The organism is Actinomadura sp. 6N118, assembly GCF_044326415.1.
Taxonomy (GTDB): Bacteria; Actinomycetota; Actinomycetes; order Streptosporangiales; family Streptosporangiaceae; genus Spirillospora.
This window is the reverse complement of the sequence record NZ_JBIRAZ010000007.1, coordinates 194954-219150: the sequence shown is the minus strand read 5'-3', so window position 1 is coordinate 219150 and position 24197 is coordinate 194954. Positions and strand designations below refer to the sequence as shown.

The following is a 24197-nucleotide window of genomic DNA, read 5'->3' as shown; positions in this document are numbered from 1 at the left end:
CCGCTGACCTGCGGCGACGGGGGGTCCGGAACGGAGTGTGCCGTGAACTCGTCTTACCAGGTGAGGAGGCAGACTGTCATCATGAGTTCCGAGCTTCGGGCGAGGCCCCCGGCACGCCGTTTCACGGTGCCGGCGATGATCGCCGCTGTCATGCTGCTGCTGTTCGGCTTCGCAGCACCCGCCCAGGCCGACGATGTCTCACAGATCGCCAAAGGCCTGACCAATTCCCGGCTGTACGTGACGACCGACTCCGGTGCGTCGTTGTCGGACGCCGACAAGGCCGAGATCAATGCCGCGTTCGCCAACGACGGGGACGCCGACATCCGCGCCGTCGTGGTCAAGCCCGGCCACTCCCAGCAGGCACTGGGCAGCATGCTCAAGTCCGTCGGCAATCGGGTCGGCAAGGGCAAGACCTACGTTGCGATCGACGCCAACGGCCGGGAGATGGCCGGCATCTCCAAGGACCTCTCCAGCAAAGAGATCAACCAGCTGATCGCGCAGACCTCCGGCGGCGGGATCAAGTCCCGGCTCACGCAGTTCGGGTCGCTCGCCGAGAAGAAGGCCGACGACCAGGCCCGATCGAGCATGATCGGGGGCTTCGTGACGCTGGGCGTGGTCATCCTGCTCCTGGCCGCCGCGTTCGCCGCGTTCCTCGTCGTGCGCGGCAAGCGCCGCAAGCGCGAAGAGCAGCAGATGGCCGAGCTCAAGCAGGGTGTCGAGGAGGACGTGACGCTGCTCGGCGAGGACATCGCCAAGCTCGACCTCAACGTCATGGACCAGAAGCTCGACCCCGAGATCCGTTCGGACTACGAGCGCGCCATGAACTCCTACGACGGGGCCAAGTCCGCGACCGTCCGCGCCTCCAATCCACAGGACATGCAGGCGGTCACCACGGCCCTGGAGGACGGCCGCTACTACATGACCGCGACACGCGCCCGGATGGCCGGTGAGCCAGTGCCGGAGAAGCGCGCCCCCTGCTTCTTCAACCCCAACCACGGCCCGTCTACGCAGGACGTGATGTGGGCCCCGCCCGGCGGCACGCCCCGTTCTGTCCCCGCCTGCGAAGCCGACGCACAGGCCGTACTGAGCGGAGGAAACCCGGACATCCGCATGGTGCCCTACGGCGACGGCCGCCGTCCCTACTGGGACGCAGGCCCCGCTTACGGCCCTTACGCGGGCGGCTACTACGCCTCGTACGGCGGTATGGACCTCCTCAGCGGCATGATGATCGGCACCATGCTCGGCTCGATGATGGGCGGCTGGGGCGGCGGCTACGGCGACATGGGTGCCGGCGACATGGGCGGCTTCGGCGGCGACGGTGGCGACGTCGGCGGCGGCTGGGACTTCGGCTCCGGTGACTTCGGCGGCGGAGGCGACTTCGGAGGCTTCTGATCCGCCCGAGTGAGAGCGAGGGGTCCCAACGCCGCGACCCCTCGCTCTATTCAAAACCGCTGCGAAGGCCCGAGCCCACGCGAGTCGCCCCCAAGGCAGCGCTCGACAACCTCAGTGGCCCCCACCGCAAGGATGGCCCGGGCAATCCACATCGACGATTCTCCAATGGCCGACCGGGACCGGGAAGGTTCGGCTGGTCGGCGTTCCGTGAGGAGAAACTGGCCGATCTGAACGAGCAGGCCCGGTCGCGAACGATCGTTCCCGTCACCCGAACGCGTCACCAGCGACTCTGACGAGCCGATATGTGCGCGACCGGATCAACCAGAGCGAGTCGCGGGACGACCAAGATCCGCGACGTTCACTGGCCCCCTGAGTCACTGTCCGCAGCCCACGCGCCTTAAAAATCGGGCCCATGCCACCCTTAGCGCGAGAGCCGAAGCCCGTTCGCCGCTGCCGCCGGAGCATGCTGGTCCGATGACAATGCCCCGGCCGGGCCCTGCCGTCACCACAGCGCCGGGGCGCACAAGGGTTGAGCCCACGATCGTGCTCGCGACTCCGCCGAGATGTCGGCATTCACTGGGAGTGAGGCGTCCAGTTGTGCGTCGCCGAACGCTCGCCCTTTGGACCAGGGGCTGCTCGCATTTGTGGGCAGACCCCTGAATCGGGTTATGTCCGCAGGTCGCGTACGCCTCAGCAGGTGATGATGCGTGAGTGCTCGCCGTGGTCACGGGGGTACTGGACCAGGCCGTAGATCTTCTGGCCCTGGGTGCACGTGCCGGTGTAGGCCACACGGTCTCCTGGCTTGATCGTGACGAGCCAGCGGTTCAGCCTTTTGCAAGGACCCCCGTCGTAACACAGGTCGACCTCCACGTCGGTGAGGGTACGGCCGGTCCCGTTCTTCACCTCGACGCGAGCATGGTCGCGGTTGGCCTTGGAAATCCCGACGGTGACACTGCCAGCCGCCGAAGCCCCTGTGACCGTCGCGGCCGCCGGAACCAGCGCCGCCGCAGTGACGGCGATGACCAAACGGAATCCTGCCTTCACTTGCGATCCTCTCTGTGGGAGCGAAGCCGTGCGATCACAGCCTCTACCGAGTGGATCACCCGAAGGGCAGGGGCTCGTTCCCTGCACACACGGCTTCGTGATCAAAAGGGTTGCTTGATGACGAAGTCTGTCGGCGGTGAAGATCCGATTCGCCGGTATTCGCCCACCGCCGCTTGCTGATCGTCGCTCGGGCACCCGCGATGGCGCTCACACGATGCTGATGGTGTCGATGGAGGCCATCGTCGTCGGCATGACCAGGCCGTTCACGCCGATGGGAGAGCGCCCCGTCGTCCTCGACAGACCGTTGGAGCGCCAACGTGACCGTACGCCCAGTGAGGAGCAAGAGCTTTGCCGCGCTTCGCGCGGGATGCCTGGTGTTGCCGCATCCCGGGCCACACTCACAGCCATAGCGGCTCAAGGCCGGCGATCTCGGCACCGATCACCCCCTTTCGCGCGGCCGGTCACCCGTCTGCGGCCCAGAGCAGGGGCACAGACTCGACGGCGAGGTGAGTGAGGCCCACAGCAGCGCGCCAACGTGGCCGCTCCCCGGACGCTGGTGAAACACCCCGCCGCGCCTCGCGCGAGGTGCCTGGTGTTGGTGCATTCCAGCAACGTCCGTGCCGCAGCAGTGGGTGTGGCACGGACGGTGTGGTGCACATCGACGCGCAGCAAAGCAACGAACCGGTATCGGTCACCCCGGTGGCGCGGCCGGTCACTCAACTGCCGACCACCACTGGACTGGTGCTCGGACTTAGCGGCGAGGTGAACCGGGGGGCGGAGTAGCACGCCAACGTAACCGCTCGCCGGACGCTGGTAGAAGATATCGCCGCGCTGCGCGGGATGTCCGTCGCTGTCGGGTTGCCGCCTGTGTTGTCTGCGGCGGCCAGCATCAGCGATCTCGGCACCTGGTCGCCTCTTGTGCGCGGGTTGGTCGCCCGGCTGCGGGTCACCGCGAGGCTGGGGTTCAGACTCGGCAGCGAGGCGAGCAGGAGGCAGGGCTGGGCGCCGACGTGGCCGCGCGTCTGATGGGCAAGAGCTTTGCCGCGCTGCGCACGGGGACGCTGGCACTGCCCCAGGCCGGCCATGCTCACGGCCGCAGCGGCCCAAGGACTGCGAACTCGGCATCGGCCACCCCTTTAGTGCGGCTGGTCGCCCGGCTGCGGGCCACCGCGGAGCCGGGGTTCAAACCCGGCAGCGAGACGAGCGCAGGGCAGGGCAGGGCAGGGCGCCAACGTGGCCGCGGGTCTGATGGGCAAGAGCTTTGCCGCGCTGCGCACGGGGAGGCTGGCACTGCCCCATGCCGACCACGCTCATGCCCGCAGCAGCTCCAGGTCTGTGATCTCGGCGTCGGCCACCCCTTGGGGGCGGCTGCTTGCCCGGCTGCGGGTCACCGCAGGGCTGGGGTTCAGACTCGGCAGCGAGGTGAGCGGAGGGCAGGGCTGAGTGCCGACGTGGCCGCGGGTCTGATGGGCAAGAGCTTTGCCGCGCTGCGCACGGGGAGGCTGGCACTGCCCCATGCCGACCACGCTCATGACCACAGCAGCTCCAGGTCTGTGATCTCGGCGTCGGCCACCCCTTGGGGGCGGCTGCTTGCCCGGCTGCGGGTCACCGCTGGGCTGGATTCAGACCCGGCGGCGAGGTGAGCCGGGGGGAGGTCTGGGCGTCAAGGTGCCGCGCGTCTGGCCGGGGGAAGAGCGTTTGTGGCGCTGTGCGCGGGGAGGCTGGTGCTGCTGCATCCCGGCCGTGCTAACGCCCACAGCGGCCTTAGAGGTCATAACAGAATGCGTATATGGCGCGACATGCGGTAGTGGTTAGCTGTTCGGTAGGGGCATGCGTAAGGCGAGCAACTTCCCTGGGGCGTGCCCGACAGCTTGTGTGAGCGGATCGAACTGCTGCTGCCGAAGGTGGAGCGCCGCAAGCGCCACACCCGACCGCAGGCGGTTGGACGATCGCAAGGTGCTGCGCGGAATCTTGTTCGTGCTGCATACCGGGATCCGGTGGGAGTTCTTGCCCAGGAGCTGGGTTTGGGTCGGGGATGACGTGCTGGCGGCGGCTGGCCGAGTGGCACCAAGCCGGCGTGTGGGATCGATTGCACCGGCTGCTGTTGGAGGAGTTGCACGCCGCCGGTCACCTGGACTGGTCGAGGCGGTGATCGACAGCTCGCACGTCCGGGCGTTGAAAGGCGGCCCAAACCGGACCGGGCCCGGTCGACCGTGGCTGGCCGGGCTCTGAGCACCATGTCCTGACCGACGGCCACGGCATCCCGCTCGCCCTCAGCCTGACCGGCGGCAACCGCAACAATGTCACCCAGTTGATGCCATTGCTGGACAAGGTGCCGTCGGTCCGCGGCCGGGTGGGACGGCCCCGCCGCAGACCGGCGTGCCTGCTGGCCGACCGCGGCTATGACCACGACAAATACCGCCGCCTGGTCCGGCCAAGGGCATCAAACCCCGCATCGCCCGCCGCGGCACCGAGCACGACTCTGGCCTGGGCGTCCACCGCTACGTCGTGGAGCGCACCATCGGCCTGCTGCACTGGTTCCGCCGCTTGCGCATCCGCTGGGAGATCCGCGACGACATCCACGAGGCCTTCATGACCCTGGCCGCAGCCATCGTCTGCTGGCGACGCCTCGTCCGCTGATTCTGTGAGGAGCTCTTAGAGCCTGCCGACGCGGTGGGTGACCTGTCCCCTTGGGGGCTGGCGGTCACTTGGTCGGGGCTGCGGGCAGGGTGCGGGTGCCAGGGTGGGCGTCAGGGTGGGCGCCAAGGCTGCCGGACGCGGCTGCCGCCCATGGTGAACGGTTGGCCCGGGGTGGGGGCGTGCCTGTAGGCCCGGCGCTGGGGGTGCGCCGGGCTACTACAGGGCTGGGGGTGTGCGGGGTGGTCAGGCCGCGTGGTCGTGCCAGGGATTGTCGGCCTGATCGACGGGTCTGCCGTGTCTGGATCTGGCGGTCCCGTCGGGTGGCAGCGCCCGGTAGACAAAGCGGCCGTCGTTGGTGTGGGTGATGTGTATCTGGTGGGGGTGGGTGTGTTTCCAGCGGTTGTGCCAGCCGCAGCATAGGGCGAGTTTGTCGATGTCGGTGGGGCTGTTGCCCAGCGCCCACCCATCGACATGGTCGACCTCGCACAACAGCCCCGGCACCTCGCACCCCTGCACCGCACACGTGTCATACAGCGTTTCCAGCACCCGCCGTTGCCCCGCGGTGGCGATCCGCACCGCATGCCCCAAATACAGCGGCACATGGTCGGCGCTCATGATCAGTGGGGAGATTCCGGCGTTGAGGGCGATGCGCCGCACCTGCGCCGCCGGGATCGGGGTGCCGTCACGCAGCCGCCCGGGCCGGTCATCGCCGGTCAGGGTCTGCAGGTCGGCGATGACAGTGACCCGGGTGTCCCTGTGCCCACCAGCCAGCACGGTGGATAGGGCGGCGGCGGTGCGTTCGGCCAGATCGCGGCGGTCGTCGGTCCCGGCGGGTTTCGCGAGCGGTGTCAGGGTGCCGTCCAGGATGGCGGTGTCTTCGGGGTTGAGCCACCCGTGCAGGTAACAGCCGCCATCCAACGACCGGCTGACGGTCACCCACGACCGCTGATACCCCCGCGCCGCATCCTCCGGCGGTTTATCTTCCCCGGTGAGTTCGGCGACCAGATCATGCACTCTGCGGCCCAGCCGCGCCAGGTTCCGCGCCGACACCCCGCCCGCCACCGCCTCCAACAAAATGCCCTCGGCCGCCGCGCAATCCTCATCGTTCAGGCGCTGTACGGCGTCGGCGATGGTGGCGGCATACCCATACGACAGGGCGCCGGTGGCCAGCCGCTCGCTTACTTGCTGCAGGCGGGGGAGTTGCCGGGCCAGGGTGAGGCGTTCTTGGGCGCGGCCCTCGCGCATGCCCAACCGGCACCGCAACCACGCCTGAGTCGACGCCAGACCCCAGTGCTTCATCTCGCCGGTCCGGTCCACCACCGCAATCAACCCCGCCAGCACCTGCTCACCCTGATCCAACGCGGCAGCAAACCGCTCGGCCAACTCCATGCAGGCGGTCCCGGAGTCGGGCGCCGCTCGTTGGGCGAGTTGGGTGGTGATCGCGGCGGCCGCTTCCACCAAGTCAGCGGTGGAAGCGGAATCAAGTCCCGCCACGATCGAATCCATGCTGTTATTCTATCGTCACATTCGGTGATATCGCAAGGTGTTGAGTGCCGATTGCCGACGGCATCCGGCCACCTTTTTGGGCCGGGTGCGACAGGTGACCGTCCCACGATTTCCACTTGGGCCAGGAGCGGCGAGTCGGAGGGTTATGTCGATGTCATTCGCCGGGATCGGGGTGGTTGTTTGTGGCCTGTTTTTGTGGGTGGCTGGGGTGGGGGGTCGTCCCACGGTCGTTGTCGATTGAGGACGGGTGGATCGGGGATTAAGTCGGCTGGTTTGGGTGGGTGGTTGAGCGGTGCCGAAATGACCGTTTGCGGGTTTGTGCGGCTTTGTCGTGGGTTGCGGTCACGTTGGTTGCGGTTGCGGAAGTCCAGCCATGCGACACAAGGGTGAGGGCGGGCCGCCGCTTGGGTTGCGGGAAATCCCGCGCTTCGCGCGGCTAAGGTCGAGCATCAGCCACCAGCAACCCGCACATCACCAACCAGCCGCACCCGCCGCCTCTTCTTCTCGCCGCCGCTTATTGGGTCTTCAGCGCACTCCACCCGACAGCCGGGCGGGGTGCGGAGCCAAAGGGGTGACCGCTGCCGCCAACCGCGAAGCGGCACGAAGTAACCTGCCGCCCGGAAACCTGTCCGCACGCACCTGCCGCACCCACCGCCTACCTTCTTGTCGCCGCCGCTTTTAGACCTTCAGCCCCGCCCCACCCGACAGCCGGGCAGGGCCCGAAGCCAAAAGGGTGACCACTGCCGCCAACCGCGCAGCGGCAGAGCAGTAATCCGCAGATGCACAGACCCGCAGATGCATAGATGCATAGGCAAAACTCACAGACATGCACAAACCCGCAGGCAGGTGCGAGCCCCACCCCCGGCGAGCTCTTTCTTCGCCGCCAGCGTTTGAAGCGAAGACGGGCCAGCATGCAGTCGGGTGACCGCGTCAGCAAAGGGGGCGACTGTTGCCACCACTGCTCACCTTAAACTCGCAGCACGTCGCTTCCAGCGTGGCTTTTCAGGGGGCGAGCAAGCAACTGTGTTGGTCGCGTGAGGCTTATATGAAGCAGATGCAGTGGCCCTCCCTGAGGGCCCTCCAGCCGCCAATTACTACGATGAGTTTTGACAGCTCCTTCTTCCTCTCCTCCGCTGTGGTCAGCCGACCGGATTCACCTCTGTTTCCGTCGTCGGCACTCTTCTCGCCTGCCCATTTAGCAGACAGAACGGTTAGCTCTACGTCATCGGCGAGCTGAACGAGTGACTTGTCACCCCGGCCGGCCAACACGACCACAGCACCGAAAACCGGGCGGGTGTGGAGTGGGTATCCACGAGGAAGTTGCCTGCTGGGCAGATGTGGCCTCAGGTCAAAGTGTTCGAAGAATATGGAGTCTCATGTTGTGTCCGGGCTCGGTTGGGTTCGGCGTTGCCTGGGGTTCCTATGGCTCGAGCAGGCGGGGCCCTGGGACGTGCCCGGCTTGGGGTAGGGCGGAAACCTAAATGGGCGCTGTTCGAGCGAAGTGGGGGATGCCTTAGGCACCGGGCGCTGGCGGGGGGTGCCTTGGGTGCTGGGTAAGGGTTGCTCGTTGGGGGTGGGGTTTGGGGGGAATGACACTCAGATGACCCGGTTGGCTGGTGATCCGGGGGCTTGGCGGCGTGTTGGTTACACGCTGGGGTTTCGCCTGCCTGCCGAGAACCGGGACTGGGTACGGCATGACCTGACTGACGCGGGATGGCGGGGACGGATGCTGGGCCGGCACCTGGCGATCATGATCCCGGTCTGCGTCGGGCTCGGGTTGTTGCCAGCGGAGTGGTGGATCCGGGTCATGGTCGGGATGCTGGCGTTGGTGGCCAGCACGTTCGCCGTTGCGATCAGTGCCGACGACCTGCGGCGGTCGCGGCTGCGGCGGCATGGCCTGGATCAGTAGGCGTGTTCGGTCATGAGGCGGCGGGCGGCCTCGGTGATGCTGCCCGAGAGGGACGGGTAGACGGCGAAGGTGTGCGCCACCTGGTCGACCGTGAGGTGTTGCTGGACGGCGATGGAGAGGCCAAGGATCAGCTCGCTCGCGCGGGGGGCCACGATGACACCGCCCAGGACGATGCCGGTCGAAGGACGGCAGAAGAGCTTCACGAAGCCGTCCTCGAAACCCTGCATCTTGGCGCGTGCGTTGCTGAAGAGCGGCAGCATGACCGTACGGGCGTTCACCTCACCGTCGTCGACCATCTTCTGGGAGACGCCCACCGAGGCCACCTCGGGGTCGGTGAAGATGTTGGACGACACCCAGCCCAGCTTGAGCGGCTGCACAGCCTCGCCCAGGGCGTGCCACATTGCGATGCGGCCCTGCATGCCCGCAACGGAGGCCAGCATGAGCACGCCGGTGCAGTCGCCAGAGGCATAGATGTGGGGGACGCTCGTACGGGAGACCTTGTCGACCTCGACGAAGCCGTGCGAGTTGAGGCGGACGCCGGTCTTTTCAAGGCCGATGCCGCGGGTGTTGGGCACCATGCCGACCGTCATGAGGCAGTGTGAGCCCTCGATCTTGGTGCCGTCCTCCAGCGTGACGATCACACCGTCACCGGAACGCTCCACGGCGCCAGCGCGGGACCGGGACATGACCTTCATCCCCCGGCGCAGGAAGACCTCCTGCAGAACGGCCGCAGCGTCGGCGTCCTCGGTGGGCAGGATGCGGTCTCGAGATGAGACGAGCGTCACTTTGGAGCCGAGGGAAAGATAGGCCCCGGCCAGCTCCGCACCGGTAACACCGGAGCCAACCACGATCAGGTGCTCGGGAAGCTCCTGCAGGTCGTACAACTGCCGCCAGTTGAGGATGCGCTCGCCGTCGGGTTCGGCGCCTGGCAGCACCCGGGGCGTGGCGCCGGTTGCGACCAGGATGATGTCGGCACGCAGATGACGGTCGCCGACCGCGACGACATGCGGTTCGATCAGGCGGGCCTCACCTCGAACGATCTTGACCTCTTCATAGGCCAGCCGTTCGGCGACGTCGAAGGACTGGGCCCGCGCCAGGTCCTTCACGCGCTTGTTGACGGTGCACATGTCAGCCTCAAGACCGCCGACGATGCCGTCGGGGCCGCCGCTGAAGCGAAGTCCGAGACCCGCGGACTCGGACATGACCGCCATCCGGGTCGAAGTGGCGATGAGCGTCTTGGAGGGCACGCAGTCGGTGAGCACGCACGCCCCGCCGGGACCGTCGCGTTCCACCACGGTCACGTCGGCGCCGAGCTGCGCCGCGACGAGGGCGGCCTCGTAGCCGCCTGGGCCTCCTCCGATAATCACGATGCGGGTCACGATTTCTATTGTTTCCTACGCGAGGTAGTGACCTGACCGGTTCCCCCCATACAGGGAGCACTGGCCAGTTCTCGCTGCGCTGTCCGCGTGGCTGCTTTGGCCCGCTGCGCCGCATGCTGCTGCGGCCTGCCTCTCCCCTCTGGCCCCGGCTGTCGGGTCCGGGGCCGCGCGCGCTTGGCTCCCGCGACATTGCACACCTGCAGCGGGCCTGGATGCCTGACGGCTCCCCCCAGGCATGCCGCGTTGTGATCTCTGCCGATCCGTCGCTGTGGCGCCGTACACCCCATGCCGTACGCCCCATGCCGCATGTCAGGCGCGTGTGCGCGGTGTCGTACTAGGCGCAGCATCATCCGGGTGCCGCTCGGGGGACAGCATCTGTGACGCACCGTTCGGCGTCCGGATGCGGGGGCCTGGACGCGGCATGCGGCCCGTGTGCGGGGGTCCGGTGCGCGGCGCGCGGGGTGGGGGTGCGAGGTGCAGAGTGCGGCGCGCGGAGTGCGGGGTGGGGGGTGCGGAGTGCGAGTGCCGGGGTGCGGGGTGCGAGGTGCGGCGCGCGGGGCGCGGAGTGCGGGGCGCCGCGCGCGGAGTGCGGGGCGCGAAGTGCAGGGCGCGGGGTGTGGGGTGTGGGGGTGTGGGGTGCGGAGTGGGGGTGTGGGGTGCAGGGTGTAGTCCGGGCCATCCGGCGTACGGGGCGCGGCGTGCGGTGCTGGATACGGCTGGCGGGTGTCGTGCCCGCGTCTCCTGTGCGGGTCTTATGTGCGGCCCGCAACGTTCGGCTGTGGGCAGTGGTGCAACGTGCGGGCGCGGTATCCAGAACGTTTCATCCGGCGTACGGGTGCGGGGTCAGGTGCAGGGTGCGGGGGCAGGGCCGCGGGGTGCAGGTGCAGCGCGCGGGCTGGTGTGGAGTGCGGGCGCGGGGCGCTCGTGCATGGTGCGGGGCGCGGGTGCATGGTGCGGGCGCGTGCACGGTGTGAGTGTGGGTGCACGGTGTGAGTGCGAGTGCGTGGTGAGTGTGGGGGCACGGTGTGAGTGCGGGGGCGGGTGCATGGTGCGGGGCGCGGGTGCATGTGCGGGGCGCGGGTGCATGGTGCGGGGCGCGGGTGCCCGGTGTGAGTGTGGGGGCAAGATGCGGAGCGCGGTGCACGGTGCGGAACGCAGGTGCACGGTGCGGAACGCAGGTGCACGGTGCGGGATGCAGGTGCAGGGCGTGGAGCGCGGGCGGGGACCGCGTGCACGGCGCGGGGTGCGGGATGGCGGGTATGGCGTGGGCGGGTGCCGGGGGTGGCATTTCTGGGCGCGATTGCTCCCTTGTGGTGTTCGGGGGCGCCTGCGGTGGGCGGGCTTCGGAGAGCGGGGGCGCGGAAGGCTAGGGGGATGGCGGGGGGCAACTACCTGCGGTCGCGGGAAATACGCGTACGCTAGGCGACCGTGGCACTGTACGCGGCGTACGCCTCCAACTTGGACCCGGACCAGATGGCTTCCCGGGCTCCGCACTCGCCCATGCGCGGCACCGGCTGGCTTTCGGGGTGGCGGCTCACCTTCGGCGGCCAGGACGTCGGCTGGGACGGGGCCCTGGCGACCGTCGTCGAGGATGACGGCGAGCAGGTCTTCGTGGTGATGTATGACGTCCCGGCCTGGGACGAGAAGCAGCTGGATGCCTGGGAGGGCGCGGCCCTCGGTGTCTACCGCAAGATCAGGGTGCGGGTGGAGACACTGGACGGTGACGTGCTCTGCTGGCTCTATGTCCTCGACGACTATGAGGGCGGGCTGCCCTCGGCACGTTATTTGGGCATCCTGGCGGACGCGGCTGAGGCGGCGGGGGCGCCGGACGATTATGTGAAGGACCTGCGGACCCGTCCCTGCAAGTCACTGGGTGATTGAGCCGCCCGGGCGCGGCAGCGATAGTGTCGGCTGAGTGAGCAATGACGCTTTTGCACAGGCGGCGGCCGACGAGTTGCGCGCCCGTACCTCTCTTGACTCCTTCGACGTCGCCCTGGTGATGGGCTCCGGCTGGGTCCCGGCCGCCGACATGCTCGGCGAGCCGGTCGCGGATCTGGCCGTGACGGATCTGCCGGGGTTCGCACCGCCGGCTGTGGAGGGCCACGCGGGCAGGATCCGCGTGGTGGAGGTCGGCGGCCGTCGTGCACTGGTCTTTCTCGGACGTACGCACCTGTACGAGGGCCGAGGTGTCGATCCTGTCGTCCACGGTGTCCGGACCGCGCTGGCCGCCGGGGTGCGGACCGTCGTCCTTACCAATGCTGCTGGGGGACTGCGGCCTGAGCACCAGCGTGTCGGCGATCCTGTGCTCATCGCCGATCATCTCAATCTGACGGGCGCGAATCCGCTGACCGGCGCCACGTTCCTGGATTTGACCGAGGCCTACTCGGGTCGGCTGCGCGCACTGGCCCGGGAGGTCGATCCGACGCTGGCCGAGGGCGTGTACGCGGCGTTCCGCGGGCCCACGTACGAGACTCCGGCGGAGATCCGCATGCTCCGGACGATGGGCGCCGACATGATCGGCATGTCCACGGTGCTGGAGACCATCGCGGCCCGGCAGGGCGGTGCCGAGGTGCTCGGCATCTCGCTGGTCACCAACATCGCGGCGGGCCTGTCCGACCAGCCTCTTGACCACGAGGAGGTCCTCGCCGCTGGCCGCGCGGCCGCCACCCGGATGGGCACGCTCCTGCACACGCTGATCACCAAGCTATGAGCGACCACCGGGACGCGGCGCACGCATGGCTGGCCCAGGATCCTGATCCCGAAACGCGCGCTGAGCTGCAGGGAATCCTGGACGCCGGCGACGCTGTGGCATTGGCTGACCGGTTCGGGGCCCGGCTGGAGTTCGGCACCGCCGGTCTGCGCGGTGAGCTGGGTGCCGGCCCCAACCGCATGAACCGTGTCACGGTCATGCGCGCTGCCGCCGGCCTGGCCGCTCGACTGGCTGAGGGGTCGGGGGTCGTGATCGGCTATGACGCTCGCCACAACTCGGAGCGGTTCGCGCTCGACACCGCCGCGGTGATGGCCGGGGCGGGGCTGCAGGCGTGGGTGCTCCCCCGGACGTTGCCCACACCCGTTCTCGCCTATGCCGTACGGCACCTGGGGGCGGCGGCCGGGGTCATGGTGACGGCCAGCCATAACCCGCCTCGCGACAACGGCTACAAGGTCTACTGGAACGACGGCGCGCAGATCGTTCCGCCTGTTGACGCCGAGATCTCCGCGGCAATCGACGCGGTGGGCCCAGTGGACGCTCTTCCGCTGGGCGACGACTACGAGCGGCTCGGTGAGGAGATCATCGAGGCCTATCTGCACGCGCTCTCCCATCTCCCGCTCGGCGACGCCCGCGACGTGAACGTGGCGTACACGCCAATGCACGGGGTCGGGGGCGAGACACTCCTCCGCGCGTTCGACTGGACAGGTTTCCCCGCTCCGACTGTGGTGTCTGAGCAGGCCGAACCGGACCCTGACTTCCCGACCGTCGCGTTCCCCAATCCCGAGGAGCCCGGCGCGATGGACCTGGCCCTCAGCTTGGCGGTCGCCGCGGACGTGGATCTGGTGATCGCGAACGATCCTGACGCCGACCGGTGTGCCGTCGCGATCCCGACGTCCGACGGCTGGCGGATGCTGGCCGGGGACGAGGTCGGCGGGCTGCTGGCCGAGCAGACCCTCCGGCAGACCAAGGGCGACGACCGGCTGGTCGTCACCACGATCGTGTCCTCGTCCCTGCTCGGCGCGATCGCCCGGGAGCACCGGGTCCGCTTCGCGGAGTCGCTCACCGGCTTCAAGTGGATCATGAAGGCGGGGGTGCGGGGCGATCGGCTGGTCTACGGCTACGAGGAGGCGCTGGGCTACAGCGTCGGCGGCGACGACGGCGTGATCGTCCGCGACAAGGACGGCATCGGGGCGGCGCTCACGGTCGCCGGGCTCGCGGCGGCGGCCAAACGCGACGGCCGGACGATCCAGGACCTGCTGGACGATCAGGCCCGCCGCCATGGCCTGCACGCCACCGGCCAGCTCTCCTTCCGCGTCGCCGACCTTTCGCTGATCACTGATGCGATGGCCCGGCTGCGGGCGGAGCAGCCCACCCGGCTCGGCGGCCGTACGGTCGAACGCGTCGATGACCTGGCCGAGGGAGCGGGCGGCCTGCCACCCACCGACGGCCTGCGCTTTCAGCTCTCGGCAGGGACCTCAGGAGGCAGCGCCCGCGTGGTCGTACGCCCGTCCGGCACCGAGCCCAAGCTCAAGTGCTATCTCCAGGTCGTCCTCCCGGTCGGTGACGCACACCTTGCCGCGGTCCGCGCTCAGGCCGCCGACGACCTAGAGGCCCTACGCGCCGACGTCGCCAACGCCCTGGGCCTCAGCTGACGCCCTTCAGCGGCGCCAGACGCTTGCCCGCTTTCGGGGCTGCACGCCTGCCGCGGTCGCACGTCAGGTGAGGGTGGCGGTCAGGACGGCGATGATCACGGCAGTGGCGGGGATGGCCAGGGCGGCCAGGGCCGTCATCGACCAGGTCACCGAGCCGCTGGGCTTGGCCGCCTGCTCGGCGGCCTTGCTGGGGTTGCCGGACTTGGTGGTCTTGGGGCGGTGGCGGTCGGCCAGCTCGTTCAGCTGCTGGGCGGCGTAGGCGGTCGGGGTGCGGGTCTTGAGCGCCTCGGCGGCGCCCGCTGGGAGCTTCTGGGCGTCGCGCTGGGCGCGGGCCTGGGCCCTCGCCTGGGCACGGGGCGAGCTTTGCAGCGTCCAGGCCCGTGAGACGGCCTCCCCGCCGCCGGCACCGGCGTACCGGACCTTCACCGAGTCGGTGCCTTCGATCTTGCGTACGGCGCCCCAGGGCACGCGTACGTCGCGGAGGAGATTTCGGAAGGTGAGGCCGGTCTCGTCGCCGACGATGGCGGGGCGCAGGCCGAGGACGTACGCGACGCCGCAGCCGAAGATCAGAACCGTGGCCATGACCAGGGCGGTCATGTCCCGGCCCCGCCACACGATGTCGACCAGGTTGAGGACGGCGAACGTCACCCACGCCCACGCCCCCACCCGTGCGGCGTTGGAACGGAACTTCAGCTGCGGGGACCCGGTCGTCATGGCTCCGATCATGCCAGGGAAACCGGGTCCCCCAGGTCAGCCCTGCTTGAGCTCCTCGTACCCGGGCTTGATCACCCGGTTGATCAGCTCCAGCCGCTCGTCGAAGCCGATGAACGCCGACTTCATCGCGTTCACCGTGAACCAGCGCAGGTCGTCCCAGCCGTAGCCGAACGCGTCGACCAGCTTGGCGAACTCCTCCGTGAGCGTGGTGCCGCTCATCAGCCGGTTGTCGGTGTTGACCGTGACCCGGAAGCTGAGCTGGCGGAGCAGGCCGATCGGGTGCTCGGCGATCGACTTGGCGGCGCCGGTCTGGATGTTGGACGTCGGGCACATCTCCAGCGGGATGCGCTTGTCACGCACGTACGCGGCGAGGCGGCCCAGCTCGGGCGCACCGTTCTCCACGGTGATGTCGTCGATGATCCGCACGCCGTGGCCGAGCCGGTCGGCGCCGCACCACTGGATCGCCTGCCATATCGACGGGAGCCCGAAGCCCTCGCCGGCGTGGATGGTGAAGTGGGAGTTCTCGCGCTGGAGGTATTCGAACGCGTCCAAGTGGCGGGTGGGCGGGTAGCCGGCCTCGGCCCCGGCGATGTCGAAGCCCACCACGCCCTCGTCGCGGTAGCGCACGGCGAGCTCGGCGATCTCCATGCTGCGCGCCTGGTGCCGCATCGCGGTCACCAGCGTCCCGACCCGGATGCCGTGGTCGCGGCCGCCCGCCGCGAAGCCCGCCAGGACGGCCTCCACGACCTGCTCCAGCGAGAGCCCGGTGCTGGTGTGGAGCTCCGGCGCGTAGCGCACCTCGGCGTAGACGATGCCGTCCTTGGCGAGGTCCTCGGCGCACTCGTACGCGACGCGCGTGAGCGACTCGACTGACTGCATCACCCCGACGGTGTGCGAGAACGTCTCCAGATAACGCTCCAGCGAGCCCGAGTTCGACGCCTCGGCGAACCACGTCCGCAGGCTGCCGGGATCGGTGGTGGGCAGATCCGTGTACCCGCCGTCGCGGGCGAGTTCCACGATGGTCTCGGGGCGCACCCCGCCGTCGAGGTGGTCGTGGAGCAGGACCTTGGGCGCGCGCCGGATGGCTTCGAGAGTGGGACGTTCTTCCATCTCCTGAACTTACCTCGGGAACTCTCCTGCCGCCTCCGGCCGATAATCAAAGTGATCAACAACTTCATTCCACGCGCCGCCCTCGTCCTGGGCATCTTGGCGGCATCCACGGTCCCTGCCGGGGTCGCCCACAGCCACGATGTCCCGAGTCCGGAGGTCCAGAAGGCGTCCGCGGTCAGGTTCGCCGCCCCCAAGGCCGGTTTGGCTGGAGGCTGGGCGGCTCCCCGTTACCCGGATGGCTTTCGCGGACGCTCCCTCACGGGTGCGGATCCTCGTCATCGGGCCACCCGCAAGCTGGCCGCTACTACCCGTTCCTCAGCGGAGGAGCCCAAGCTGACCATCGATGTGACCGACCGGAACGGCAAGCTGCCGGCCACCGACGACGCGCCTGCCGCGAGCCTCATAGCGCTGGACGGCAGCGCTTGGCTGTCCGCCGATCTTCAGGACGGGCACGCGGAGGGACGGCTGCCGCAGGGCCGGTACGCGGTGCTGGCCTGGGTGACGACCCGGAACGGCGACTCGACGTCCACCAGCCTCGTCTACCTGCCGGACGTCGCCATCGAGACGGACACCCGGCTTCAGCTCGACGCCCGCAAGGCCAGGCCCCTCACGCCCGGACTGGACCGCGCCGACGCCCGGATCCGGAGCGCGAGCGCATTCGTCTCCCAGAAGATCGGCGGCGAGGTGACGACCATCGCCATGCTGATGGGCACGGACCTCTACGTCACGCCCACCGATCCTGCCGCCGGGCTGGCGCTGCGCAGCCAGGCCGTGCTGACCAAGAACGGAGCCGAGTACGACAGCCCGTACGTCTACAACATCGCCCACGAGCAGACCGGCAGGGTCGGCGACACCCCTCGCACGGTCGCGACCAAGGACCTCGCCGCAGTCCGCATGCGTTACGGGTCCGAGGGCGGCACGGCCTGCGGCTTCAGTCACAGCGGCGTGAACTGGGGCATCGGCGGCCAGATCGGCGAGCCGGTCGGAGTCGGCGCGCTGCCCACGAACCGCACCGAGTACTTCACGCCCGGCGTCACCTGGGCGACCGATGTGGTCATCGGGGAGGCCGGCTGCGGGTTCGAGGAGGCCGACATCAGGACCCGTGAGGAACGTTTCCCGCGCGCCGGTACCTACGCCCGCGACTGGAACGTCGGGCCGTTCGGCCTCGCATCCGGCACCGCCATCTGGGGCACCCACGAGGGGGGCGAGCCAGCGCTCGCCGTGCCGATGCTCTCCACCTGGAACACCCGCAGCCAGATCGCGCCGTACGTGGGAACGACGGGCACCTCGACGCTCCGGAACGCCGCCGGTGAGGTCGTCTACACCAGCGACCAGCCTGGCACGGCGCACAAGTGGCCGGCGCCCCCACTCGGCGCGTACACCCTCACGCTGGAGGCGAACCGAACGGTGCCCTGGTCAGACCTCACGACCCGGCAGAGGGCAGTGATCCGGTTCATGGTCACCGACAGCGCGCCGAGGCCGTTGCCAGCCATCTCCTATCGCACACCGCTCGACGCACGGAGCCGTGCCCAGGCGGGGGCCCTGCAGCCGATCACACTCGCCCCCACCGGCAGCGCCGCCGCTCCGACCCTCCGCGTCTCGTACGACGACGGCCGGAGCTGGACCGGAGTCCCGGTCCGCAAGTCGGGCGCGGGCTGGATCGCCGATGTCCGCAACCCGGCCTCAGGCCACGTCTCCCTTAATGCGGCTGTCCCCGGCGTCATCGACCACACCCTGATCCGGGCTTACGGCATCCGCTGATCGGCCTCCAGGCACACGAAGGCCCTGCTCAGAGAAGCACTCTGAGCAGGGCCTCCGCCTGCGTCAGGCGATGCGGTCGATGATCAGCGGGAGCTGGTCCAGGGTGCCCGCCTCCCCGGCCGCCGCATTTCCTTCAATGATCTCGAAACTTCCTTCAATAATCTCGAATGCGCCGTCCAAGGACTCCAGCGCACGTTCGAAGCGGCTCGGGTCGTCGGCGTGGAGGGTGAGGAGCGGCTGTCCGGCGGTGACCTTGTCGCCCGGCTTGGCGTGGCAGATGATGCCCGCGCCGAACGAGACGGGGTCCTCCTTGCGGGCCCGCCCCGCACCGAGGCGCCAGGCCGCGACGCCGACGCCGTAGGCGTCCAGGCGGGTGAGGACGCCGGTCGCGGGGGCGGTGATCTCGTGCGTCTCGGCAGCGACCGGCAGTTCGGCGTCGGGGTCGCCGCCCTGGGCGGAGATCATCCGGCGCCAGACGTCCATCGCGGAGCCGTCCCGCAGGGCGTCGGCGGGGTCCTTGCCACCGTCGAGGCCCGCCGCGGCGAGCATCTCGCGGGCGAGTCGCACCGTGAGCTCCACCACGTCGTCCGGCCCGCCGCCGGCCAGGACCTCGACCGACTCGGCGACCTCGACGGCGTTGCCGACCGCGCGGCCGAGGGGCCGGTCCATGGCGGTCAGCAGGGCGACCGTGCGCAGGCCGTGGTCGGTACCGATGCCGACCATGGTCTCGGCCAGCTCGCGGGCGTTCTCGACGGTCTTCATGAACGCGCCGGAGCCGACCTTGACGTCCAGCACCAGCGCGCCGGTGCCCTCAGCGATCTTCTTCGACATGATCGAGGAGGCGATCAGCGGGATCGACTCGACGGTGCCGGTCACGTCGCGGAGTGCGTACAGCTTGCGGTCGGCCGGAGCCAAGCCGCTGCCCGCCGCGCAGATGACCGCTCCGGCGTCGCGCAGCACACCCAGCATCTCCTCGGGCGAGAGCGACGCGCGCCAGCCGGGAATCGACTCCAGCTTGTCGAGCGTGCCGCCGGTGTGGCCGAGCCCCCGTCCCGACAGCTGCGGGACCGCGGCACCACACGCCGCCACGACCGGCGCCAGCGGCAACGTGATCTTGTCGCCCACGCCGCCGGTGGAGTGCTTGTCGGTGGTGGAACGATCCAGCATGGACCAGTCCATACGGTCGCCGGAACGGATCATCGCCTCGGTCCAGCGGGCGACCTCGGCGCGGTTCATCCCGTTCAGCAGGATCGCCATCGCCAGGGCCGACATCTGCTCCTCGGCGATCGCCCCGCGCGTGTAGGCGTCCACCGCCCAGTCGATCTGCTCCGGTGTGAGCTCCCCGCCGTCCCGCTTGGCGCGGATGACATCGATGGCGTCCACGGATTCCTCTCGTTCAGACTCAGGCTCGGTTGATCAGACTCAGGCTCGGTTGATCAGGCTCAGGCTCGGTTGATCAGATCGTCGGGGCCGAAGGCGTCCGGCAACACGTCCGACATCGGCAGGACGCCGCGGGTCGTCTCCAGCAACATCGCCGGGCCGCCGTGCTCCCACAACAGCTGCCTGCAGCGCCCGCAGGGCATCAGCGGCTCGCCGTGCCGGTCGACCACAGCCACGGCCACCAGGCGCGGACGTTCGCCCTCAGCGGCCTTGTCCGGGCCGTGCAGGGCGCTCACCAGGCTGCACTCGGCGCACAGTCCCACGCCGTACGAGGCGTTCTCCACGTTGCAGCCGGTGAGCACGCGCCCGTCGTCGGCCAGCCCGGCGGCGCCTACGGGAAAGTCGGAGTACGGCGCGTACGCCCGCCTCATCGCTCCCTGGGCGGCCGCACGCAGCGCCTTCCAGTCGATCTCGTTCATCGTGTCTTCCCAAGCACCATCACTTGCTCCATATTCCACCCACGCAATTCCACCCACGCATGCCAGACCGCGCACGCCCCGCCCACGTACTCCCGCGCACGCATTCCCGCCCACGCACAACCACGCGAGCATGTCTGGGACAGGCGAGCCCGCGCCTCCTGGCTGCGGGCTCGCCACTGAAACGACGGTCAGCGGGCCTCGCCGCGGCGGTAGCGGAGGCCGTTGGCGGCGGGCATCCGCAGCCGCTGGCTCGCCAGGGCCAGCACCAGGAGCGTGGTGAGGTGCGGTGTGAACGAGACCAGTTCGCCCGGCACCACGTCGCTGTTCAGGAACCACACGAACAGGCCCAGCGCCGCCAGCACCGAGAGGACGATGCTGATGTAGGCGTTGCGCAGCGTACGGCGGTCCAGGTCGGTGGTGATCATGGGCCGGAGGCGGCTCGCCCGGACGACCTGCCACACCGCGACCGCGGCCAGGATGACCGCCACGAACAGCAGCAGCGCGTGCACCGACTCGCCGCCGCCGCGCGCGTTCATCGCGTCGGTGTAGCCGAACAACATCGACCCTGCGAGCAGGCCGCCGGGCCGCCAGTTACCGAAGATCATCGCAGCCAGGCCGATGAAGCCCCGGCCGCCGGTCTGCCCGTCCTGGTACAGCGGCGCCGCCACGGTCACCAGGAACGCGCCCGCCAGGCCGGAGAAGCCACCCGAGATCATCACGGCCGCGTACTTCATCCGGTAGACGTTCACGCCCAGCGACTCGCTCGCGTACGGGTCCTCACCGCAGGAGCGGATGCGCAGGCCGAACGCGGTCTTCCACAGGACGTAGAACGAGAGCGGTACGAGCAGCAACGCCACCAGCGTCAGCAGCGACATCCCCGCCGTCAGGCCGCGCAGGATGCCCGCCATGTCCGACAGCAGGAACCAGTGCTGCTTCTCCAGCGATCCCAGCCAGTCCGGACTCTTCCAGCCGCCTATCTCCCCGCCAGACAACACCGGCAGCGTGAGCGTGCTGATCGGATCGACCGGCGGCGACTGGCGCGGACCGCCGCCCAGCGCCTTGGCCTCACCGGTGTTGAAGATCAGCCCGGCCAGGAACTGGGTGAGCCCCAGCCCGAGGATGTTGATCGCGACACCGGAGACGATGTGGTCGACACCGAACGAGACGGTGGCGACGGCATGCAGCAGCCCGCCCAGCGCGCCGCCGATGATGCCCGCGAGCACCCCGATCCACGGACCCCACTGGTAACCGGCCCAGGCACCCGTCCAGGTGCCGAGGATCATCATGCCCTCAAGGCCGATGTTGATGATCCCGGACCGTTCGGCCCAGAGACCGCCCAGCCCGGCAAGGAAGATCGGCACTGCGAGGCGCAGCGCCGCGCTGACCGTGCCGCTGGAGGTGACATCGTTGGCGTCGTCGAGCACGCGCACCAGCGACAGCAGGACCAGCAGCGCCCCGGCCAGCATCAGGTAGTGCGGCCAGCGCAGCTTGAGCTTGCCGTTCGCGGCCTTGACCTTGTCAACAACGGCAGTAGTACTCACGCTGCCCCCTTCGCAAGGTCATGTCCGGTGGCCAGCTCGGCCGCCACGGTCCGCTGTTGCAACCTGATCTCCCAGCGCCGCACGAGTTCGTAGACGATGACGACGGTCAGGACGACGACGCCCTGCATCACGCCGACGATCTCCTTCGGCACGTCGACCTCCTGCAGCACGTCGGAGGTCTGGTCGAGGAAGGCGAACAGCACGGCCGCCAGCGCGATGCCGAACGGGTGGTTGCGGCCGAGCAGCGCGACGGTGATCCCGGTGAACCCCAGCCCGGCCGGGAAGTTCAGCGAGTACTCGTACGAGGCGCCGAGGAGCTCGGGCATGCCGATCAACCCGGCGACCGCCCCGGACGCGACCATCGTGATCACGATCATCCGCTTGGCGCTGACGCCGCTGGCCTGCGCCGCCGTCAGGGACAGCCCCGAGACCTTGAGGTCGAAGCCGAACCGGGTGAAGTTGATGACCACCCAGAACACGATCCCGACGACGACCGCCATCGGCAGCAGGCCGTATACCTCGCCGGGCAGGTCGGTCAGGATCGGGCCGACCACCAGCGCGATGATCGCGACGAAGACGGCCGCGCCGATGACACCCACGACCAGGCCGGCGACCGGGCTCTTGCCGGGCTCACCGGCCGCCACCTGCTTGCGATAGGAGAAGTAGACGATCGCGGCCGCACCGGCGACCAGGATCACCCACAACACCGGGCCGCTGAAGATCGAGTTCAGCGCGCCGTTGAACGGGCCGACCCGGCCCGACTCGGGGATCTGGGCGGTGGCGACGTTGTTGCTGCCCGGCCGCACCTCGGCGAGGCGCTTGTCGTTCAGCAGGTACGCGATCACGCCGGTCGCGATCGCGTTCAGCATGATCGTGGACAGCACCTCGCTGACCCCGCGGGTGACCTTGAGGATGCCCGCGATCGCGGCCCACAGGCCGCCGATCAGCATCGCCGAGACGATCACCAGCATTTGGCCGAACGGGGCGGGCAGCGTCAGCGCGCCGCCCAGCGCGGCCGCCAGGAACGCCGCCAGCCGGTACTGGCCGTCCACACCGATGTTGAGCAGCGCCATCCGGAAGCCGATCGCCACCGCGACCGCCGACAGGTAGTAGCGGGTCGCGCGGTTGACGATGTCGACGATCGACGAGTCGGTCGTGCCGTAGTCGATCATGCTCTGGATCGAGCTGACCGGGTCCGCACCCGTCACCCGGAGCAGGATCATCGTGATGACCAGCGAGATGACCAGGGCCAGCACCGGCGCGCCGAGCCGCAGGGCCCAGCCGCGCGGACCGAGGCCGCGCAGAATCGCCTGCCAGGCCGGCACGTGCTCCGGGGACCCGCCCTTGGCGGGTGCCGGAGAGGTCTCGGGGGTCTCCTGCGGCTCACTCATCTGCGGCCCCCGAGTCCGGACCGGCGCCGGTCATCGCGGAGCCCAGCTCCTCGGGGGTGACCGTGCCCGGGTCGACCTGGGCGACCAGGCGGCCGCGCAGGATCACGTGCAGCGTGTCGGACATACCGATGAGTTCCTCGAGATCTGCGCTGATCAGCAGCACGGCCAGGCCGGCGGCCCGGGCCTGCCGCAGGTACTCCCAGATGGCGGCCTGGGCGCCGACGTCGATGCCGCGGGTCGGGTGCGCGGCGATCAGCAGGCGCGGCTCACCGGACATCTCCCGCCCGACGATCAGCTTCTGCTGGTTACCGCCGGACAGCGCCGCCGCCGGCACGTCGATGCCGGGCGTACGGACGTCGTACTCCCGGACGATCCGCGTCGTGTCGCGCCGCGCGCCGCCGCGGTCGACCCAAGGACCGCGGACGTTCGGCCGCTGGGTCTGGTGGCCCAGCATGCGGTTCTCCCACAGCGCGCCTTCGAGGATCAGCCCGTGCCGGTGCCGGTCTTCGGGGATGTAGGCGATGCCCCCCTCGCGCCGCTTGCGGGTGGGCCAGTGGGTGATGTCGTCCCCGCCATAGGTGATCGTGCCGGTGTCGGCGGAACGGATGCCCATGAGCGCCTCGATGAGCTCGCTCTGGCCGTTCCCCTCCACCCCGGCGAGGCCGACGATCTCGCCGCGCCGGATGCGCAGTGACACGTCGTCGACGACCGGGCGCCCTTGCGGCGTCAGCACGGTCAGCTTGGCGACGTCGAGCTGGACGTCCTCGGTGACCGTGGACTCGCGCAGCTCCGGCGTCGGCAGCTCCGACCCGACCATCAGCTCGGCGAGCTGGCGGGACGTGATCTCCCGCGGGTCCAGGCAGTTGGCGACCGAGGTGCCGCGCCGGATCACCGAGATGGTGTCGGCGACCGAGAGCACCTCGTCGAGCTTGTGGGAGATGAACAGGACCGTGAGCCCCTCGGCCTTCAGCTCCCGCAGGTTGCCGAACAGCTCGTCGACCTCCTGCGGCACCAGCACTGCGGTGGGCTCGTCCAGGATGAGCACCTTGGCGCCCCGGTAGAGCACCTTGAGGATCTCCACCCGCTGCCGGTCGCCGACGCCGAGGCTCTCGACCAGCACATCGGGATCGACGCGCAGCCCGTACGCCGCCGACATCTCGCGGATCTTCTCGCGGGCCGCACCGAAATCGATCCGACCGCTGAGTTTCGCCCCCATGGCTACGCCCCGCCGCCCCCGTGGTTTCGGCTCCGCACCGAGGATCACGTTCTCCAGCACGGTCAAGTTGTCGGCCAGCTTGAAGTGCTGGTGGACCATGCCGATCCCGCGCGCGATCGCGTCGGCGGGGGTCTTGAACGAGACCTCCTGGCCATCGATCTCGATGGTGCCCTCGTCCGGCTTCTGCATGCCGTAGAGGATCTTCATCAATGTCGACTTGCCCGCGCCGTTCTCACCGCACAGCGCGTGCACCTCGCCCTTGTTGATGGTGAGGTCGATGTCGCGGTTGGCCACCACGCCGGGGAACCGCTTGGTGATCGATGTCAGCCGTACGGCCGGCACCTCGTCAGGCACGAGTGCCCTCCTGACTGGG

General features: G+C 69.2%; 17 protein-coding genes and 1 pseudogene. 8 read left to right on the top strand and 10 right to left on the bottom strand.

Going from position 1 to position 24197, the window contains the following annotated elements:
* The first annotated feature begins 81 nt into the window (after nucleotides 1–81).
* Nucleotides 82–1392: a hypothetical protein gene (locus ACH34W_RS20020; protein WP_395962425.1), complete on the top strand. Its 1311-nt coding sequence runs from the start codon at nucleotides 82–84 to the stop codon at nucleotides 1390–1392.
* Between the two features lie 690 nt (nucleotides 1393–2082).
* On the opposite strand, the gene ACH34W_RS20015 is transcribed toward ACH34W_RS20020, so the two are convergent.
* A complete protein-coding gene (locus tag ACH34W_RS20015; protein WP_395962424.1) occupies nucleotides 2083–2436 on the bottom strand; it encodes a hypothetical protein in 354 nt (117 codons plus the stop codon).
* A gap of 1233 nt (nucleotides 2437–3669) precedes the next feature.
* Between ACH34W_RS20015 and ACH34W_RS20010 the strand changes: the two genes are divergently transcribed.
* Both ACH34W_RS20010 and ACH34W_RS20005 read left to right on the top strand, forming a co-directional pair.
* Nucleotides 3670–3879 carry a hypothetical protein gene (locus tag ACH34W_RS20010; protein WP_395962423.1) on the top strand — a complete coding sequence of 70 codons (210 nt, stop codon included), beginning with the start codon at nucleotides 3670–3672 and terminating at the stop codon, nucleotides 3877–3879.
* Between the two features lie 416 nt (nucleotides 3880–4295).
* A pseudogene (locus ACH34W_RS20005) lies at nucleotides 4296–5076 on the top strand (IS5 family transposase).
* Nucleotides 5077–5319: 243 nt separating this feature from the next.
* On the opposite strand, the gene ACH34W_RS20000 reads toward ACH34W_RS20005, so the two are convergent.
* Nucleotides 5320–6582, bottom strand: a complete 1263-nt coding sequence (locus ACH34W_RS20000) for a DUF222 domain-containing protein (protein ID WP_395962422.1) — start codon at nucleotides 6580–6582, stop codon at nucleotides 5320–5322.
* 1600 nt (nucleotides 6583–8182) lie between these two features.
* Between ACH34W_RS20000 and ACH34W_RS19995 the strand changes: the two genes are divergently transcribed.
* Entirely contained in the window at nucleotides 8183–8491 is a 309-nt protein-coding gene (locus ACH34W_RS19995) for a DUF5313 family protein (RefSeq protein ID WP_395962421.1), read from the top strand.
* On the opposite strand, the gene ACH34W_RS19990 is transcribed toward ACH34W_RS19995, so the two are convergent.
* Nucleotides 8485–9870 carry an NAD(P)H-quinone dehydrogenase gene (locus ACH34W_RS19990; RefSeq protein WP_395962420.1) on the bottom strand — a complete coding sequence of 462 codons (1386 nt, stop codon included), beginning with the start codon at nucleotides 9868–9870 and terminating at the stop codon, nucleotides 8485–8487. The genes ACH34W_RS19995 and ACH34W_RS19990 overlap by 7 nt on opposite strands.
* A gap of 1428 nt (nucleotides 9871–11298) precedes the next feature.
* Here ACH34W_RS19990 and ACH34W_RS19985 point away from each other — a divergent pair.
* Genes ACH34W_RS19985 through ACH34W_RS19975 form a run of 3 tightly spaced genes read left to right on the top strand, consistent with a single transcriptional unit; the run spans nucleotide 11299 to nucleotide 14232 of the window.
* Entirely contained in the window at nucleotides 11299–11751 is a 453-nt protein-coding gene (locus tag ACH34W_RS19985; RefSeq protein WP_395962419.1) for a gamma-glutamylcyclotransferase, read from the top strand.
* A gap of 34 nt (nucleotides 11752–11785) precedes the next feature.
* Nucleotides 11786–12580, top strand: a complete 795-nt coding sequence (locus ACH34W_RS19980) for a purine-nucleoside phosphorylase (protein WP_395962418.1) — start codon at nucleotides 11786–11788, stop codon at nucleotides 12578–12580.
* Entirely contained in the window at nucleotides 12577–14232 is a 1656-nt protein-coding gene (locus tag ACH34W_RS19975; protein ID WP_395962417.1) for a phospho-sugar mutase, read from the top strand. The genes ACH34W_RS19980 and ACH34W_RS19975 overlap by 4 nt, the downstream gene beginning before the upstream one ends.
* Before the next feature lie 63 nt (nucleotides 14233–14295).
* On the opposite strand, the gene ACH34W_RS19970 is transcribed toward ACH34W_RS19975, so the two are convergent.
* Nucleotides 14296–14946: a PH domain-containing protein gene (locus tag ACH34W_RS19970; protein WP_395962416.1), complete on the bottom strand. Its 651-nt coding sequence runs from the start codon at nucleotides 14944–14946 to the stop codon at nucleotides 14296–14298.
* A gap of 36 nt (nucleotides 14947–14982) precedes the next feature.
* Nucleotides 14983–16056: an adenosine deaminase gene (locus ACH34W_RS19965; RefSeq protein WP_395962415.1), complete on the bottom strand. Its 1074-nt coding sequence runs from the start codon at nucleotides 16054–16056 to the stop codon at nucleotides 14983–14985.
* 51 nt (nucleotides 16057–16107) lie between these two features.
* Here ACH34W_RS19965 and ACH34W_RS19960 point away from each other — a divergent pair, with 51 nt between their 5' ends.
* Entirely contained in the window at nucleotides 16108–17817 is a 1710-nt protein-coding gene (locus ACH34W_RS19960) for a hypothetical protein (RefSeq protein WP_395962414.1), read from the top strand.
* A gap of 63 nt (nucleotides 17818–17880) precedes the next feature.
* Here ACH34W_RS19960 and ACH34W_RS19955 read toward each other — a convergent pair whose 3' ends face one another.
* From ACH34W_RS19955 to ACH34W_RS19935, 5 genes are all read right to left on the bottom strand, one after another.
* On the bottom strand, nucleotides 17881–19200 hold the full coding sequence (locus ACH34W_RS19955) for a thymidine phosphorylase (protein ID WP_395962413.1): 1320 nt from the start codon (nucleotides 19198–19200) through the stop codon (nucleotides 17881–17883).
* Between the two features lie 59 nt (nucleotides 19201–19259).
* Nucleotides 19260–19676 carry a cytidine deaminase gene (locus tag ACH34W_RS19950; RefSeq protein ID WP_395962412.1) on the bottom strand — a complete coding sequence of 139 codons (417 nt, stop codon included), beginning with the start codon at nucleotides 19674–19676 and terminating at the stop codon, nucleotides 19260–19262.
* Between the two features lie 188 nt (nucleotides 19677–19864).
* Nucleotides 19865–21217 carry an ABC transporter permease gene (locus ACH34W_RS19945; RefSeq protein WP_395962411.1) on the bottom strand — a complete coding sequence of 451 codons (1353 nt, stop codon included), beginning with the start codon at nucleotides 21215–21217 and terminating at the stop codon, nucleotides 19865–19867.
* The gene (locus ACH34W_RS19940; RefSeq protein ID WP_395962410.1) at nucleotides 21214–22608 is read right to left on the bottom strand and encodes an ABC transporter permease; all 1395 of its coding nucleotides are present in this window, start codon (nucleotides 22606–22608) and stop codon (nucleotides 21214–21216) included. Before ACH34W_RS19940 ends, ACH34W_RS19945 begins: the two co-directional genes overlap by 4 nt.
* Nucleotides 22601–24178, bottom strand: a complete 1578-nt coding sequence (locus tag ACH34W_RS19935) for an ABC transporter ATP-binding protein (RefSeq protein WP_395962409.1) — start codon at nucleotides 24176–24178, stop codon at nucleotides 22601–22603. The genes ACH34W_RS19940 and ACH34W_RS19935 overlap by 8 nt, the downstream gene beginning before the upstream one ends.
* Nucleotides 24179–24197 lie beyond the last annotated feature (19 nt).